This is a genomic window from Shewanella psychrophila (assembly GCF_002005305.1).
Classification (GTDB): domain Bacteria; phylum Pseudomonadota; class Gammaproteobacteria; order Enterobacterales; family Shewanellaceae; genus Shewanella; species Shewanella psychrophila.
Genome location: NZ_CP014782.1, coordinates 4,278,859 through 4,295,485 on the forward strand (window position 1 = coordinate 4,278,859; position 16,627 = coordinate 4,295,485).

Below are 16,627 nucleotides of genomic sequence, written 5' to 3' on the forward strand. Positions count from 1 at the left end.
CTCCTACTTAATATCATAGAATTTTTTATAAACCAAACCAGATGTGGGGTGATTTAATATAACATCTAAGATTCTTTCAGAACTACTTCCATTGCCGTATGGGTTTTTTGCTAATTTACACTTTTGTCTAAATTCTTCTGATTGTGCTAATTGTAATGCGCCCAAGATTGATATTTTATCACCATTGCAGCTAATTACTGTTTCACCTGCTATCCGCCCTTTTTGGCGTTCCCCAATATTTATTGTAGGTATATTAAAAGTTGGGGCTTCTATTAAACCACTAGACGAATTACCAATAACTAAGTCACAGTGTTTTAAAACACTCAAATACCGAAGTTGGCCTAAAGATTGAACAAGTAAAACACGTTCTGGAATCTCACTTTTAAATTCATCTAAAATAGTGATCAAGGCTCGACCATGTGTATCTGCATTTGGATAAGTAATAACAAAATTGTGGTTAGGATAATTTCGAAGCGCTGACAGGAGTCGTTTTAGATCATCAACGGCTCCATCTTTACTTAAAGTTACGGGATGATAAGTTACTACCATATAAGGTTGTAGAGTTAAATCAAATTTGATCGACTTAGATAATTCATCTAATTCAAGTAAACTAAGAGATTTAATACTGTCGATACCTGGAGCACCGAAGTTATACACCCGCTCAGGAAGTTCGCCTAACTGAATCACTCTCTGTCTGTAATCCTCTGTAGTTGTAAAGTGCAAGTGAGACATTTTCGTCATAGAATGCCGAACAGCCTCGTCAATAAGACCTTCGGTTATTTCACCGCCATGTATATGTGCAATTGGAATTTGTGCAACCATAGCTGCCTGGCAAACTGCCATTGATTCAAATCTGTCACCTAAAACAACCAATAAATCAGGTTTCGTTCTTTCTAGTGTATCAGCCGCGCAAATAAGAGCTAATCCCATAGATTTTGAAATACCAACAGGTGTATCAGAAGACAGTAGAAACTCCATTTTTTCCGCAATTGGAAAGCCGTCTTTCTCAATTTGGTGTATTGTTTTTCCGAACTCAGGTGAAAGATGCATTCCCCCAACTAAAAGTTGCAGCTCTGCCTCTATAGATTCATTAAGTCCTTTAATTACCCAATATAAAAGACCGTACTCAGCTCTTGTACCGGTAAATACTGCGATTCGTTTCATACTGTTATCTCTATGGGTGAGCTAGGTAAATTAACTAGATGTGCTTCAATATATTCTGACTGCGAAAGATCACCACGTGGTGCATCTTTGAACATAGGTAAACGGTGCATCAGCTGCCAAATAGGACGGGTCATAACTCCTGCATCGTTTGTTTGCTTAAGTAACTCATCGCGCATCTTTGCAGACGGACAGATCACGGCATTAAGCCAATAATTTGATTGGGCGTATTTAGGTTCAACAACAAACTGAAGATCGCTGCGAGCGAAATAATCTTGATAATGCTCAGCCAGAATACGTTTTTGAGTTAAATACAACTCTAGCACTTCCATCTGAGCACAGCCTAAAGCAGCATTTAAGTTTGGCATTCGATAGTTAAAGCCTGCTTCATCGTGATAGAATTCATAAGGATGCGGAACTTTCGCAGTAGTCGTAACATGTTTAGTATGCGCACCAAGTTCAGCCGTTTTACACAACACTATACCACCGCCCCCCGTAGTTATGATCTTATTACCGTTAAAACTCACAGCGCCAAAATTACCTAAAGTTCCGGTATGCTTTCCTTTATAGAAAGAACCCAAGCTTTCAGCAGCATCTTCTACTAATACAATGTTCCATTTTTTGCAAACTGAAATAAGTTCATCCATTTCTACTGGGTGACCAAAAGTGTGCATTGGCACCACGGCACGAATTGGACGTTGAGTACCTTTATGAATGCAGCCTGTTTCCGATACTTGGGCATGTTCGGTCAAATATGCATCCACGGCTTTAGGACATAAGCCAATGCTTACTGGTGATACATCGACAAAGATTGGTTCGGCCCCCATATGATATAAAGCATTACAAGTTGCAACGAATGTGAGCGCTTGAGTAATCACAAAATCACCATACTTTACGCCAGCCATATAAAGCGCAGCATGTAGTGCAGCAGTCCCATTCACAGTTGCAACAGCTTGCGCTGTCCCTGTATACGCCTCGATTTTTTGCTCGAATTTATCTACAAACTTACCGACACTAGAGACAAATGTACTTTGAATTGTCTCTAAAACTAACTGCTGTTCACTACCCGAAAAGGTGGGCGTATGTAACGGGATAAAATCGCTTGTTTGGTATATATCGCGAACAAATTCAACAATCGTTGCTTGGCTCATTACTCGTCTCTCTACTCAGTTAGAACTTTTATATTGTGATTTACTTCTGTTTTCCCGCCCTCTGCTGATTACATTTTATTGTCGAGGTACTTACCCGTTTCTTTGTGTCCAAAATCAGGGATCATAGTAAAAAATAGTTTCACGATATCCTCTTTGCTCCACTCTAGTGTCGATTTCATTTGACCTATCTGCAACTCAAATAGCTCAAGAAGTTCTTGCTGATATATCAGCTCATTTTTGATAATACCTAAGTTATCAAAACGCGCCATATCAAGTGTTTCTTTATCAGTAAAGAATTCTTCAAAATCTTTTTCACCTGTCGTATCACTTGAAGTGAATAGACAAGGCCACTTACCCTGCGCTGGTAGCGTTTTTGCTAATTCACGAGCTTCATCCTCACTTTCACATAGATGGGCCTCGAACCCACGTTGCTTTAAATACTTAACCGCAATATCAGCAAAAGAGATAAGGTGTAGCGCTTCACTCAACTTAGGAAAAAAAATATCGCGATTTTCACCGAAAATACACGACATCAAGCACAATTCACCCGATTCTTGAGGAGTCACAAAATAACGCTTAATATCATTTGGGGCAACTATGGGTTGGCCCTTCTGAATACGCTGATTGAATCCATGTAAAAGTGAGCCGTCAGAGAAGGCAACGTTAGCAAAACGAGCAGTAGAAATAGCTATATGCTCACTCTTGCGCATCAGAAACATTTCCATGATACGCTTTGAAGCCCCCATCATGTTGACAGGATTTGCCGCCTTATCCGTCGAAACACAGAAATATTTCTTTACCCCTGCATCAATCGACTGTTGGATGGTTTTATCAGTGTTAAATATATTTACATCAATCATACGCATCAAAGTAAATGGATCTTTTTCGCTTCGCACATGTTTAAGTGCTGAAAGATTCAACACATAGTCATACTGACCATCAGCTTTGATAAAAGCATCGTATTCTATTGAGCCAATATCTAGGGCAAAAGTCTGAAAATCACCATTAATGTAACCAAATGAACTACGAATATCACGAACCAGTTCAACCATGTTATTTTCACTGATATCAACTACGTGAAGTTTTTGTGGGTTACGCTTAAATATCTCTTTAGTTACAGCCTGACCAATTGAGCCCGCACCACCTAAAACCAGGAATCGAGACTGTGATACTGTATGGTTCATTTCTTCATTATATTCGCTTATGTCTGATACGAATAATTCTTTATCACGTCCAATTAATGGCAATATACTGCTCATATTCTTCAATTCCTAATTCGATTTTATTGAATCCGTGCGCTCTTACACCTCAGCATTTAATTACCCACTGAGACACTTTCTATCCGTTTTGATATAATGGCATCTTCACTATCTGAACTGGTTTCACTATTTTTGTTAAACAGTCACAATAGGCATGCCAGAAGAACTTAGGTTAACATTATCCAGAACACTCTTCTTACCGTTAAAATAAACTTGTAAAACTTCATAGTGCTAATATAAATTTTGGGGTAAAGGACTTAACCCTATTTTTTTACAAAATGTCTTATAAGAACAAGCATTACAGCTAACATGCCGCCAAGCAATGTACCTAGTACACATATAAGCGCTCGTTTAGGCCCAGCTTTTGCCTCCGGGACTAGTGCTGGATCAATTGTCTTAAATACATATTCATCACGTACTTCAGCAAACATAATGGTTTTTGTTTGCTCTTCAATTAGCTGATAAAGAATTGTGCGAATGTCAGCCACATTTGTTAGTGCGATCTGTTTAGTCAAAAATTCGCTGCTACGGGTAGCTTCTGTAACATCTCGTTCTTTCATTGCTTGATTTATGTCTTCTATCAGCCAAATCGCCCATTGTTGGGCAACTGCAGGTGATAAATGTTCGACAGTTACTGTGACCATTCCAGTTTCTTTCACTGAGTCAACAGAGATGGCCTTAACGAACACTTTATATGCTTCTTGCATAGAGGGTTCTGGTTTAAACGGGGCTTTAACTTTACGAAGCCATGTTTTAGTTTCTGGACTATATAACTCCTCATTGTAAGTGATCGTGTTGTCACTCATGTTCCATTTATCGACTGCCATCAAATCGGGAAGGATATTGTGCCTCGTTATAAATTGGCTGGTAAATTGACGAGACTTCATCACTTCTATGGCCATTTGAGTTTTATCAACTCCCCCGCCACCGCCTAGGTTGATACCAGCCATACTGGCAAGACCACCAAACTGTCCAGCTAAGGCACTTAAACCACCGCCTTGCTCTTCACTAGCAGGGGCTAACAGCGCTTCTGATTTGTATATGTTGGGCTGATTAACGGCATAGATAACTGAGCCAATAGCGAAGACTGCAGTGATTGCTATGATTAGCCACTTGCCTTGCCAGATGACAGCGAATAGTTCGCGGAGATCAATTTCATCATCAACTGAATGTTGATGAGGAAATTTAGCGTCATACAGAGGTTCAGGTATTTGTTTAGTCATATTTTAATTTGTTATTACTTTAGTCTGTTATTTTGAGTAAAGCGTTAAGAAATACTCAAAACATAAATGGATTCCGGCCTTCACCGGAATGATATGAAAATCATTGCGCTCAGTATTGAAAGATTACTTTATACTGTTTTATAGATTTGCAACAGTAGCGAATGTGACTGCTGTATTAGCTAGAATTTGGGTAACTTGAGTCCAAAGAGATAGGTTATCTTTGTACTCAGTATCTAGCGGAACGATAATAGTATCACCAGGTTGGAGGTCATCTTCATTACTGAACCACATTGAGTTGCTTGGTATCATAACCGATCCGTTCGCCTTGATAACATAGGTTCTATCATCATCGGCACGTTCTCTTACTCCGCCAGACATTGCAAGATACTGCTCTAAGGTTAACCCTTTCTTATATCTATGAGTCGCAGCATGTTGTACCTCGCCCATCACCGCAATGGTCTGCTTAGTCGATGGGATGTATAAAACATCAGAGTCTTCAAGCTGTAAATCGGCTTGTTCAATTCCGATTGAAATGGCAGAAAGATCTACAACTAAGCGTCCAACGGCTTTGATATTTTCTAAATCATTCAACATCATCTGTGCATCTGCATAATTAACAACATTACCGTCTTTAGACACACCACGAGTAGCAATGTCACGACGAAGTTGATCAGCAAGCTTTTTGATCTCTAACTGCTCTTGCAAGCGTACAGATTCACGCACAAATACCGATGATGGAAGATATGCGTATTCAGTAAAGCCACCGGCGCGTTTCAGCACATCTTTAAGTGATTCACCGCGACGTATGTTATAAACACCTGGGAATCTTACTTCGCCACGAATCTCTACGGTTTTGTTCTCTTGCCACTCAGGCGTGGTCATGACAGTTAAGATGTCACGTCCCTTCAATAAAACGTTAGCAGCTACATTTCCTTGAATAGCACTTTTCAGATCAATATTTGCATGATTAATACTTGAACCAGTGTTATCTGTAAGTGTGCTGGTAAGTTCTGCTCTGGATGTATAGGCGCCTTCTTTGAGCCCGCCGCCAGCCTTGATAAGATCATTAACTCTGGCATTAACCGCTAAAGGATATATTCCCGGATGTCGCACTTTACCATTTACGGCAACAACCTTGACTCCTTTACCCGCACGTCCTTGACTACTTAGCTTCATGACTACCGGATAGAGAAGCTCTCCTCTATTCATCACTCCACTTAGCTTAATTAAGTCTTTATCATCAAACAGGTTAATCAACATCTTGTTGACTTCACCAATGATTGCTGAAGTTTGATCGTCTTCAGGAGCCTCTTTATCAATGACCACACCGCCTAATTCACTGCGTTGTTCTAAGCCTTGTTTTTGCAACTGCGAGAAGCCAGCGTTAAAAATATCATTGCCAATGAGGGAGTCACCAGCCAGTTCAGCCACCTTTTCGACTCGCTCTTTTACGAGTTTATTCAGCTCATAACGGTTTTGAGCTTCGTCACTAAAGTTAAAGAAAATAACCTTATCTCGAGACTTTAATAAAAGATCATCAGAAGGTGTTTTATCACTAATAGCGAGACTTGGTGCAAACTGATGAACTTCTACATCACCATAATCATTTATCTCACGAACAATAATAGCGTAATCAAGATCTGCCGAGGCTTGTAGATCCCCCCATATTGAAGGAACTAAATCACTTATTTTTTGACCTTGGTACCATTGATACTTACCAGGACGAACTACCGCACCGATAACTGTGATGGCATTCTCGTACTGACTCGATGCACTCTTAATTCGGACAACATCTCCTGATCGAGCTTTAGCAGCTTTTCCGCTGTCAGTGGTTAAATCTAGGTTCGTGACCGTTTTTAGGCCTTTGCTATTGAATCGCTCAACACTACTACTTCTAGGATAGGCCCCAGGTTTAAGGCCTGCGGCCATGGAGATAATATCTCCTATTGTTTCATGCTTTTTCAACTCATAAATAGCGGGTCTTCTAACTTCACCAGTTACACTAACAAGCCCACCAACAGATGGGATAAATACAACATCACCAGAACGAAGACGTTTATCTCCTGAAGCGTCCCCTCTCATGAGCAAATCGTAAAGATCCATGGTGCCTATCAACTTACCATTACGTTTTAGCTGAATGTTACGTAACGAGCCAATCTCGTTGACACCACCAGATACAAACAAAGCTTGTGTAATAGTCGATAAACTTGAAACAGTATATGAACCAGGTTTGTATGCGTCGCCTGCCACAAATATTCGAATAGAACGTAACTCACCCATAGTGATATTAGATTCAATACCTATCATCTGCTGCTTGATTCGGGTTGTTAACTGTTCTTTGAGCTGCTCGAAGTTTAAGCCTGCAACATTTATGGGCCCTAACTCAGGAAACTGAATGACACCTTCTCTATTGATAACCAAGTCGTACTCTTTGTTGTCCTTACCATAGAGCTGAACTTTAATATTATCTCCCGGACCCACCATATATTCACTTGGTACAGGCACGTCAGATACCGGTGCAAAGGTTGTAGGCTCTCCCTGAAACAGGTCATAACCAAAACGCTTTAATTCCGCTTTTGCCTTATCTTCATCAAAATTGAGCTTGGCTTTTTTATCTTTATCACTTTTTTCATCAAAGATTGGTTTACCGTTTTCATCAAACTGCTGTCTTTCATTGACTAGTTGAGGATTTTCAAGCTTAGGCTGTTGGTTAGAACCACCAGTTATCATCGATGGATCAATACCATATTGCTTAGCGAGTCTTTGCTGCTCTGAAGCTGGAAGTTGCTTGAACTGTTCCATCATCTGCGGAGACGGCATTACTGCTTGCGCCTGTGTGCTCAACAAAACTAGTGCACTTATCCCTGCAATGATTATTTTTTTGGTTTTGTGTAACACCCGGTGTTCTCCATGAAAGAAATGTGATTTAAAGCAAATAGTTAGAATCGATAAGTTGTAAGTTGCAAGTTGCAAGTTAAAACATAAATATTTTCATTTAGACACGCTACCGCCCATGGATTGCGGCTTCCAAAGTGCCCTACGCCTTAGCGTAAATTCATATTTTGTACTGAATGGTGACCTTAAGAAAACAAAGTTAACTTGCTTAAATTTACTTTGAAGTTCTTATACTCCACTGCTCATAATTTATAAGTAGACACTGACCGCGCTCAGCCATCCCACCTCTACAAGCTAATTTATAGCTTCATTTATATGCTTCTTACTGCGTTCAGACTTAGGTAGAAACAGAATCAAATGAAGCGACGTATTGTACTCGATTTTTTATTTTATTGCTGCTCATTATTACTGCATGCATTTTTCAGGGCAGAACTTAACTCCTTATAAACGGTTAAGTTACATTCAATCACTAGATCAGCAATAAAAAACAACGCCCCATACACATGCTACAGGCGGGTTATGATTGTATAAATTTAGTTTAACCTTCTAAAATAACTAGGTTAAATGGTACCTATGGCAGATCTCTTACAACAAAAAGGGAGGAAGACTGAGAAGACGCTACGCTGGTGAAGCGAAGAGGATGGCTGCGCCTGAGAGAACGGGGATAGGGCTAGAGAGAAAATGACACTTCGCAGATGGATAAACCAAAAACGGCAATAAAAACAAAGAGACGCCGATGCCAGTTATAGCCAAGAAGGTCGAAAAGCTGAGACGACAGCGTAGCCTACTAAATCCAAGATGACGCTACGCTGTAGAAGAAAAAAGGCTGACCATGCCTAGTTTCATTGTAGGAGTGACTTTAGCCGCGATTGATTCGATATTATTTGATATAGCGATTCAAAAGCTTCGGTGCTGATTAGAGCCTAGATGGAAAATGCTTCGGGGCTAAAGCCCCCCTACACATCCTTAAATAGGTTTGATGCTTTTTTGAGGGACTGTTACTCGCTTTTGTTGACCCATTATTTCGAATAATACATGGCAACGTTTATCGCCATTTTTCTCTTCAAAGATACCTTCTAGTTCTGCGAACGGGCCTTCGGTGAAGCGTATTTTCTCGCCTTGTGCAAATTCAAATTCGGGAGCCTGTAATTCTTCAGTTTCTTTCCCTTCGGCCCTGTATTCAGGTAGTAGCTCGGCTAGCAGTTTATGCTCACGCATCTTGATACTATGAATAATGTTGTCATCGACTGTAGTCATTAACTCTTTGCAGCCTACGATACGTCCAACACCGCGGGTTGAATGTATACGGGCAACACTGGTTACTTGTGGATCAAAATAAATGAACAAGTAACCAGGGAATAACGGTATACGTTTGACTGTGACTTGCCCTTTAACCCTTTTCTCTTCACCAATTGTCGGTAGATAAGTTTCTATTTCTTGTAGGGTGAGGTTATGTACGGCTCTTGCTTCACCGCGGGGCTTACAATAAAGGAGGTACCAAGCTTTCATTTACTCTTACTCTAATCTGACTACACAAATGTATCTGTGCATAAATCCTTACACTTATAAAAATGGTAGCAGAATTGTATTTAGAGTAAAAGGGAAAAGCGAAGATGATGGAGTAAAACTAGGACGATGCGATGCTGGGGAAACAAAGATGATGGCTGCGCCTGCTGAAGCTGAGACGGTATTAAAGCAGGGACGAGGGAGTAGAGTTAAGGTGCGTGACCAGTTAAAACTGAGATGACGCTGCGCTGGTAATGCGAAAATGCGAAAATGAGAAAATGAGAAAAGATTCGGGGCTAAAGCCCCCTCCTACATCCAACAAAGGATGTGATGCTTGTGGGGCAGAAAACAAAGAGGACGGGGTAGCATGATGTTATCCGTCAGCATGAAGGCCGTTTCGTGAGCGAAGCGTTCCATAGTCACACAGCGTCTTAACGTAGGAGCGGCTTTAACCGCGATAGTCAGATGAAGGTGAGAGTTAGGCAGATATATGGAACGATGCTAATAGGGTTCTAATTTGTAATGCTTGTATTTTTTCAGCTACAGTTAGCTTCATTACTGATAATACAAGGAAGGTATTATGTCCGATTTTCAAAATGTGGGTATCATTCATCATGGCGCTGTTGATGGAGTAACGGGTTCTTGTCATCAATTAAATATCAATTCAAATTCTGCTTTGTTAGTCGATTGTGGTCTGTTTCAAGGCGCAGAAACGGCTGGTAAGGCCAATGCAACTACATTAGAGATCAATTTTGACATCACTAATCTAATAGCTCTGCTAGTGACTCATTGTCATATCGACCATGTCGGCCGTATCCCCTACCTGCTTGCAGCAGGATTTAATCAGCCTATCTATGCCACTACCGCAACTGCTGCGCTGTTACCCATAGTGATCGCAGATGCGCTAAAAGTTGGTGTTACTAAGAATAAACGTCTTATCGATCTTTATCTTAATAAATTACAGCAACTGATCATTCCTATTGAATATAATTCTTGGTTTCCCTTACCAGTTAAGCCAGAAGCATTGGCAAGCTTAGAGCATACTCATTCAAGCTTTAATACAGCTAAAGCTAAATTTAAGCCTGCCGGACATATCTTAGGTTCAGCTTATGTTGAGATAGAGCTAAGCAACCTAAACATTAACCCTCTTAGCGATAAAGATAAAACCAATAAACTAGCCAGCATTCCAATAAATACAGAAGTTAATTGCCGAACTTACAGTCATAGTAGTGACCAAGCTCGTCGGATGGATAAACATAAAATCGTGTTCTCTGGTGATCTAGGTGCGACCTATACACCACTACTTGCTAGCCCTAAGAGTCCTTACCGTGCTGATACCTTGATCATTGAATCCACTTATGGTGACAAAAACCATGAAAGTCGTCAGAAACGCACTCATTGCTTAAGAAAAGTAATTGAAAAAGCGGTATCCAACAATGGAGTTGTGCTAATTCCGGCTTTCAGTATTGGCCGTACTCAGGAGCTGCTTTATGAACTTGAGCAGATAATTCATCAAAAGAGCAAACATCCTATCTGGTCACAAATTGAGATAATTGTTGATTCGCCGCTGGCCGCCAAATTTACTGAACAATATATTCAATTTAAACGCCTATGGGACAATGAAGCTAAAAAGAAACTTAACTTAAATCGTCACCCTCTTGATTTCGAGCAGTTGTATACGGTCGATACTCATGAGGAACACCTAAGCACAATAAACTATCTAGCTAACCGAAATAAGCCAGCGATAGTGATTGCAGCGAGTGGCATGTGTAGTGGTGGTAGAATTATGAATTACCTTGAAAAGTTTCTGCCTAAATCTACTGCAGATGTAATTTTCGTTGGCTATCAGGCTAAAGGCACTCCAGGTAGAGAGATACAAACATACGGCCCGCAGGGCGGTTATGTTTATATTAATAGTGACAAAATAGATATAAATGCAGGGATACACACCATAAGTGGCTATTCAGCCCACGCTGATCAACATAACCTCATCAATTTCGTGAAACGTATGCACCATAAACCCAGACACATTCGTATCGTCCATGGTGATGAAGATGCCAAACATGCTTTAGCCGCCAAGTATCGAAAATTGCTTCCCGAAGCAGAAGTAGTAATAGGGAGAGCAGAGATGATGGCTGCACCTAGGGGATCAAAGACGGGGTAAAGCTAAGATCACGCGGTGCTGGTAAGGCTAAGAGGACTGCGCAGCCTGCAAGAACTAAGACGATATTGAGAGCAGAGATGATGGCTGCGCCTGAAGGAGCAAAGACGGGATAAAGCTAAGATGACGCGGTGCTGGTAAAGCAGAGAAGATAGTGAAAGCAAAGATGATGCTTCGCTGGTAAGGCTAAGAGGACGGTGCGGCCTGCAAGAACTAAGACGATGCCAGCGTCTATTGGAGCTGGGACGGGGGAAAGAATTTGTATTTCAAAAGAGCTTCGGGCCAGAGGCCTAGCTAAATTTTAATGTTTAGCCTGCTTCTCACCTTTACACAGTAGCCTGCCTAAATACTCAGCATTCAAGCCTTCAAAATTGACATTTGCAATCATAAAAAGGTATATAAGGTGGGTTTCGTAGAATTTATAGCTCCAAATATTAAAATATAACAATAGTCTGTAACTAATTTGTTGTTAACCATCACAGGTAAACCACAATTTATCATAAGCTTAACTTGGTATCGCCGCGCGAAGTTACAAGACTGTAAAATAAAGCAATAACAATTTTTCTGTGGTGACAATTGTCCTACAGGCAATCACAAGCGAAGGTGGAAGACTTAATGAGCGTAGCAAAACCCCAAGGGACGATGCTCGGGCATCCAAAGGGATTGTTCCTGTTGTTTACAACAGAGTTATGGGAACGATTCAGTTATTACGCAATGCGTGCCATTTTGGTACTATATTTGGTAGATAAAGTTCAATCTGAAGGTGGTCATGGTTTAGGTTGGTCAAGTGCCGACGCAATATCTCTCTATGGTACTTTCACCGGTTTAGTCTATTTAACTCCCCTCATCGGTGGCTGGTTAGCCGATACCTACCTAGGTCAACGTCGCTCCATCATGATTGGTGGTGCTTTAATGGCAATAGGTCAATTTACTCTAGCCGCACCACACAGCTGGATGCCTGGCTCTGAAATACTCTTTTTCTATATTGGTCTAGGTACGCTAATTATAGGTAACGGCCTGTTTAAGCCAAACATCTCTACTATGGTAGGCGACCTATATGAAGAAGGCGATCATCGTCGTGATGGTGCATTCACTATCTTCTACATGGGTATCAACGTAGGTGCATTCCTTTCTGGTATTATCGTAGGCTCAGTAGTCAGCGCCTATGACGGTAACTTCCAAATGGGCTTCCTTTGTGCTGGTATCGGTATGGTCTTCTCTTTGATCATTCAGTTTTTCTTCGCACAACGTTTACTCGGTGATATAGGTAAATACCCGGCAGCTAAGCTTGAGAAAGAAAGAGCCGCTGCAGCTGGTAAAAATGACGCCAAGAAAGAACCTTTAACTAAGATTGAACGTGATCGCATTAAGGTGATCATGGTCATGGGTCTGTTCACTATCATCTTCTGGGCTGGTTTCGAACAAGCCGGTGGTTTGATGAACTTATTCACCAACGACTTTACCGACCGTATGATTGGTGGCTGGGAAGTACCAACAACTTGGTTCCAGTCTCTTAACGCTATGTTCATCGTTATCTTCGCGCCAGTTATCGCATCTATCTGGATCCGTTTAGGCAAGAACGAGCCTAACTCTCCAGTTAAGTTTGCCCTTGGTCTTGTTCTGCTAGGTATTGGTTTCCTATTTATGATAGGTGCAGTACTTGAAATGGGCGGAAACCCTGACGCTAAGTCAAGCATGTGGTGGTTAGTCGGTGCATACTTCTTCCACACTATGGGCGAGCTTTGTTTATCTCCTATCGGTCTTTCTATGGTGACTAAGCTTGCTCCGCTACGTATCGCATCGCTTATGATGGGCGCATGGTTCCTATTCGTTGCTGCTGCAAACAAGATAGGCGGCTTCGTAGGTTCATTCATCGGACACGGTGGACCAAAAGAAGAGCAACTTGCTAACGCTATGTCTATCTTCGCCGGTATCGCAATCACATCGGCTATATCAGGTATCGTTCTCTACTTTATGGCTGACAAGCTAGTAAGTTGGATGCACGGAGCCGAAGGCCATCATGTTCATACTGAAGAGGAAGCACTCGAGGAAGAGATGGCTATCACTGCAGACCATGAAGGGATAAAACATTAATTCGCTTTTAACCTGATAAAAGATTGATATAAACGCCCTTTGAGAAATCAACGGGCGTTTTTGTTTTATGATAGTAGACGGACTGCGGCCTTGGCGGCGTTGCCTGGAAAAGCACTGACGGTATTGAAGCGAAGACGACACCAACAAGTTGGCTAGAAAAGTAAATACGACACTTGCTTCGCAAGCTGTTCGAAGCCCATCATACTCTTTTCTGGAAGAGGGTCTCTAAACACGAAGCTTTGTTGGTGTGTTCTCTCGCGGCTAAAGCCGCTCATACAACGAATACAAGCTGCCCTTGATCTTCTAACGAAGCATCAAATCAGCCCAACCAGCCCAGCGTCATTTAAGCCCCAACAGCGCAGCGTCATTTAAGCCCCACCAGCGCAGCGTCATTTAAGCCCCACCAGCGCAGCGTCATCTAAGCCCCACCAGCGCAGCGTCATCTAAGCCCCACCAGCGCAGCGTCATCTAAGCCCCACCAGCGCAGCGTCATCTCAGCTCAGCATCATCTCAGCTCAGCATCATCTCAGCTCCATCAGCGCAGCATCATCTAAGCCCTACCAGCGCAGCATCATCTCAACTCCACCAGCGCAGCGTCATCTAAGCCCCACCAGCGCAGCGTCATCTCAGCTCCACCAGCGCAGCGTCATCTAAGCCCCACCAGCACAGCGTCATCTAAGCCCTACCAGCGCAGCATCATCTCAGCCCTACCAGCGCAGCATCATCTCAGCCCTACCAGCGCAGCGTCATCTAAGTCCCACCAACGTAGCGTCCGCCTAGGATCTTGTTTAGAACGATACCTGCATATATCCACCGGTGGGAATTTCGGTGTCGTAGGCCAAGCCGTGGAATTGATTATCTAATAGCATTTGCTTATGTTCGGGTTTACTTGAGGCAATGCAGAGCTGCTCTCCGGGCATTAAAGTACGGAACTGGGCACTAGGGTGTCCCCAATTCAGAATACCTAACTGGAGAGAGTCAGGAAGGGCTAAGGGGGTTAATCCTTGTTGATTTCGAATGTAACAGCGAAGACCATTACCCGCCTGGGCAATCGATGCTCTGTATTGAGTCAGCTCGACGACAACATAGACAATGTCGATACAGATATCTAAGCCGGACTTCGTCATACGCTCGTTAAGATAACTCAGCATATTGTATGGCTCGATGATCGCTTGGGTCGTACCATTTCGATATAGCTTCAACTTTTGGTTAACGAAGCTCTTGAGCAGGACACTGGCAAATGCCGCCCGATTGTCTTGGGGATGAAAATGGGCCATATACATCACCAGGTGATTATCGCCGACATTCACAGTATCGATGAAGTAAGCGCTAACCTCGTCGGATTTATATAAACTGTAGTCCACTTTCGCGGTTAAATAATTTATCTGAGAGGGAGGGAACAATTGCTGTTGTACGCTCTTGGCAGCTTGTTCGTTTTGCTCTAATAGCGCCAAATTATCCTGCAATTCTTGATAGGATAACTCTTCCAAATCTTCTAAATGTACTTCTTTAGAAACATTAGATTCTAAGCATTGCTTGATGGCATTTTCAATCAGAAATAAATCAGATACTGGTTTGACCAGGTAATCACTGGCGCCCAAACGTAATGCTTCGACTACGTCGGCCATCACTTGATTGCCAGATATCACTATAGAGGGGGTGTCAGGGTTGAGCTCAGACATCTTTTTCAACATGTCCAAGCCTCCCATAATAGGCATGCTCAGATCGGCAAGCACTATATCGAATGCAAACTGCTTAAATTTATCGAGCCCCTGCTCACCATCATTCGCCTCAATAACCTTAGCTCCTCTACTGCTGAGAAAGGTGGCAACAATTCGGCGAAAAACAGGGTCGTCTTCGACAAGTAATATAACTAACTCTTCTAGCGCCATCTATGGTCCTTTTAGAAGGCTCTGGCTACTATACCTAGTAGAAACTAGTAGTTACTAAGTCTTCTTTTAATCTAACTCCTGCATATATTCATCGAGCAAATCATCTTCATCTTGATCCACCGGAACATCCCCATCATACACTTTATAATCCATATGTTGGAAATAAGCTTCTTTGACGAAAGTATATGGATCCAATGCATTATCGACTAAGCGTTCTTGATCAATTGCAGCGGCTCTTGTATGCAGGTTTTTCAGTCCCCATTTTACCAATGACTGCCACATTGTAAGCTCTGATAATGGAAAGTATAGATCATCGACCCAGTCTGAGGCGAGCTCACGGGTCACATAAGGCCCAAGAAAGGGAGCCATAAAATACGGACCGTTAGGAACTCCATAATAACCAAGTACTTCATTGAAGTCGTCTTGTTTACGCGGCAGCCCAATCATATCGGCCACATCGATAACGCCTAACAAGCCTAATGTAGTATTGATAGTAAAACGGCCACCGGCATTGGCAGCCCACCCCCATTTACCTTGTAGTGTGTTATTCACTAAGGCGTTGGGTTCTTCGAAATTTAAGACAAAATTATTGATACCTGTTTTTACCGGTCTTGGTACATAATCATTGTAGCCATGAGCAACCGGACGATAAAAGTATCGGTCCATAAACAGATAGTTAAAGTCCCACATGGCACGGTTAAACCCTTCAAGTGGATCTCTGTCATCAATATAAAGAACGGCGACCTGATCTTCTTGCTCTTGTGCTGTTTGAATCTTTTCTGCTTGGGCTGGAGCTAGCTCCTGACTATGCGATACTTGTTGCGCCTGTTCTTGCTCTGATAGCTCTTGAGACAGGTTTACTGTTAATATCTCATGTTGAGAATTCTTGCCTTGCTCGGTGACTGATTCGGTAGCAAACACTAATCCATTAATTCCGTAATTCAGACCGAGTGCTACTACGACCGATGCTATCCATTTTAACTTCATATTTCTCTCTTCGATAATGCAACTGAATCCTTTTCAGCTACTACAACAGACACTTTTTTAAAATTTTTATTAGCACTTTCACATTGCAATTCTGACTGAAAATCATAACTTTTAATCTAGAACTCGGTCAATTAATCGTTTTTAAGTCACACTGTCTGTATCAGCTTGATATCGTCAGCTTCAACATAAAGCTAAAGACACATTAAAAAATGTCGATAACCAGATGTAGTCGGTAAAAATTTCTACACCTGTTACTAACTAGACTTGTGAGTATGATTTTAGTTACAAGAGCGCTAAG

General features: G+C 41.9%; 10 protein-coding genes. 2 read left to right on the top strand and 8 right to left on the bottom strand.

Annotation, left to right across the window (positions count from 1 at the left end; all coding sequences use genetic code 11):
• Positions 1-3 precede the first annotated feature (3 nt).
• The 6 genes from neuC to rfaH all read right to left on the bottom strand — a co-directional run bounded on the left by neuC (position 4) and on the right by rfaH (position 9,198).
• On the bottom strand, positions 4-1,164 hold the full coding sequence (gene neuC / locus sps_RS18430; protein WP_077753837.1) for a UDP-N-acetylglucosamine 2-epimerase: 1,161 nt from the start codon (positions 1,162-1,164) through the stop codon (positions 4-6).
• A complete protein-coding gene (locus tag sps_RS18435) occupies positions 1,161-2,312 on the bottom strand; it encodes a LegC family aminotransferase (protein WP_077753838.1) in 1,152 nt (383 codons plus the stop codon). The genes neuC and sps_RS18435 overlap by 4 nt, the downstream gene beginning before the upstream one ends.
• A 68-nt stretch (positions 2,313-2,380) precedes the next feature.
• On the bottom strand, positions 2,381-3,571 hold the full coding sequence (locus sps_RS18440; RefSeq protein ID WP_077753839.1) for a UDP-N-acetylglucosamine 4,6-dehydratase: 1,191 nt from the start codon (positions 3,569-3,571) through the stop codon (positions 2,381-2,383).
• Positions 3,572-3,834: 263 nt separating this feature from the next.
• Positions 3,835-4,794, bottom strand: a complete 960-nt coding sequence (locus sps_RS18445; protein ID WP_077753840.1) for a Wzz/FepE/Etk N-terminal domain-containing protein — start codon at positions 4,792-4,794, stop codon at positions 3,835-3,837.
• Positions 4,795-4,932: 138 nt separating this feature from the next.
• Positions 4,933-7,692, bottom strand: coding sequence for an SLBB domain-containing protein (locus tag sps_RS18450; protein WP_077753841.1), 2,760 nt, complete (start codon positions 7,690-7,692; stop codon positions 4,933-4,935).
• Between the two features lie 963 nt (positions 7,693-8,655).
• Complete coding sequence (gene rfaH / locus sps_RS18455) at positions 8,656-9,198, bottom strand: transcription/translation regulatory transformer protein RfaH (protein WP_077753842.1); 543 nt, start codon at positions 9,196-9,198, stop codon at positions 8,656-8,658.
• Positions 9,199-9,775: 577 nt separating this feature from the next.
• On the opposite strand from rfaH, the gene sps_RS18465 reads away from it, so the two are divergent.
• Both sps_RS18465 and sps_RS18470 read left to right on the top strand, forming a co-directional pair.
• Complete coding sequence (locus sps_RS18465) at positions 9,776-11,359, top strand: MBL fold metallo-hydrolase RNA specificity domain-containing protein (RefSeq protein WP_077753844.1); 1,584 nt, start codon at positions 9,776-9,778, stop codon at positions 11,357-11,359.
• 612 nt (positions 11,360-11,971) lie between these two features.
• Complete coding sequence (locus sps_RS18470; RefSeq protein WP_077753845.1) at positions 11,972-13,450, top strand: peptide MFS transporter; 1,479 nt, start codon at positions 11,972-11,974, stop codon at positions 13,448-13,450.
• A gap of 788 nt (positions 13,451-14,238) precedes the next feature.
• Here sps_RS18470 and sps_RS18475 read toward each other — a convergent pair.
• Positions 14,239-15,342: a response regulator gene (locus tag sps_RS18475; protein WP_077753846.1), complete on the bottom strand. Its 1,104-nt coding sequence runs from the start codon at positions 15,340-15,342 to the stop codon at positions 14,239-14,241.
• A gap of 66 nt (positions 15,343-15,408) precedes the next feature.
• Entirely contained in the window at positions 15,409-16,329 is a 921-nt protein-coding gene (locus tag sps_RS18480) for an MlaA family lipoprotein (protein ID WP_149027306.1), read from the bottom strand.
• Between the last annotated feature and the right edge of the window lie 298 nt (positions 16,330-16,627).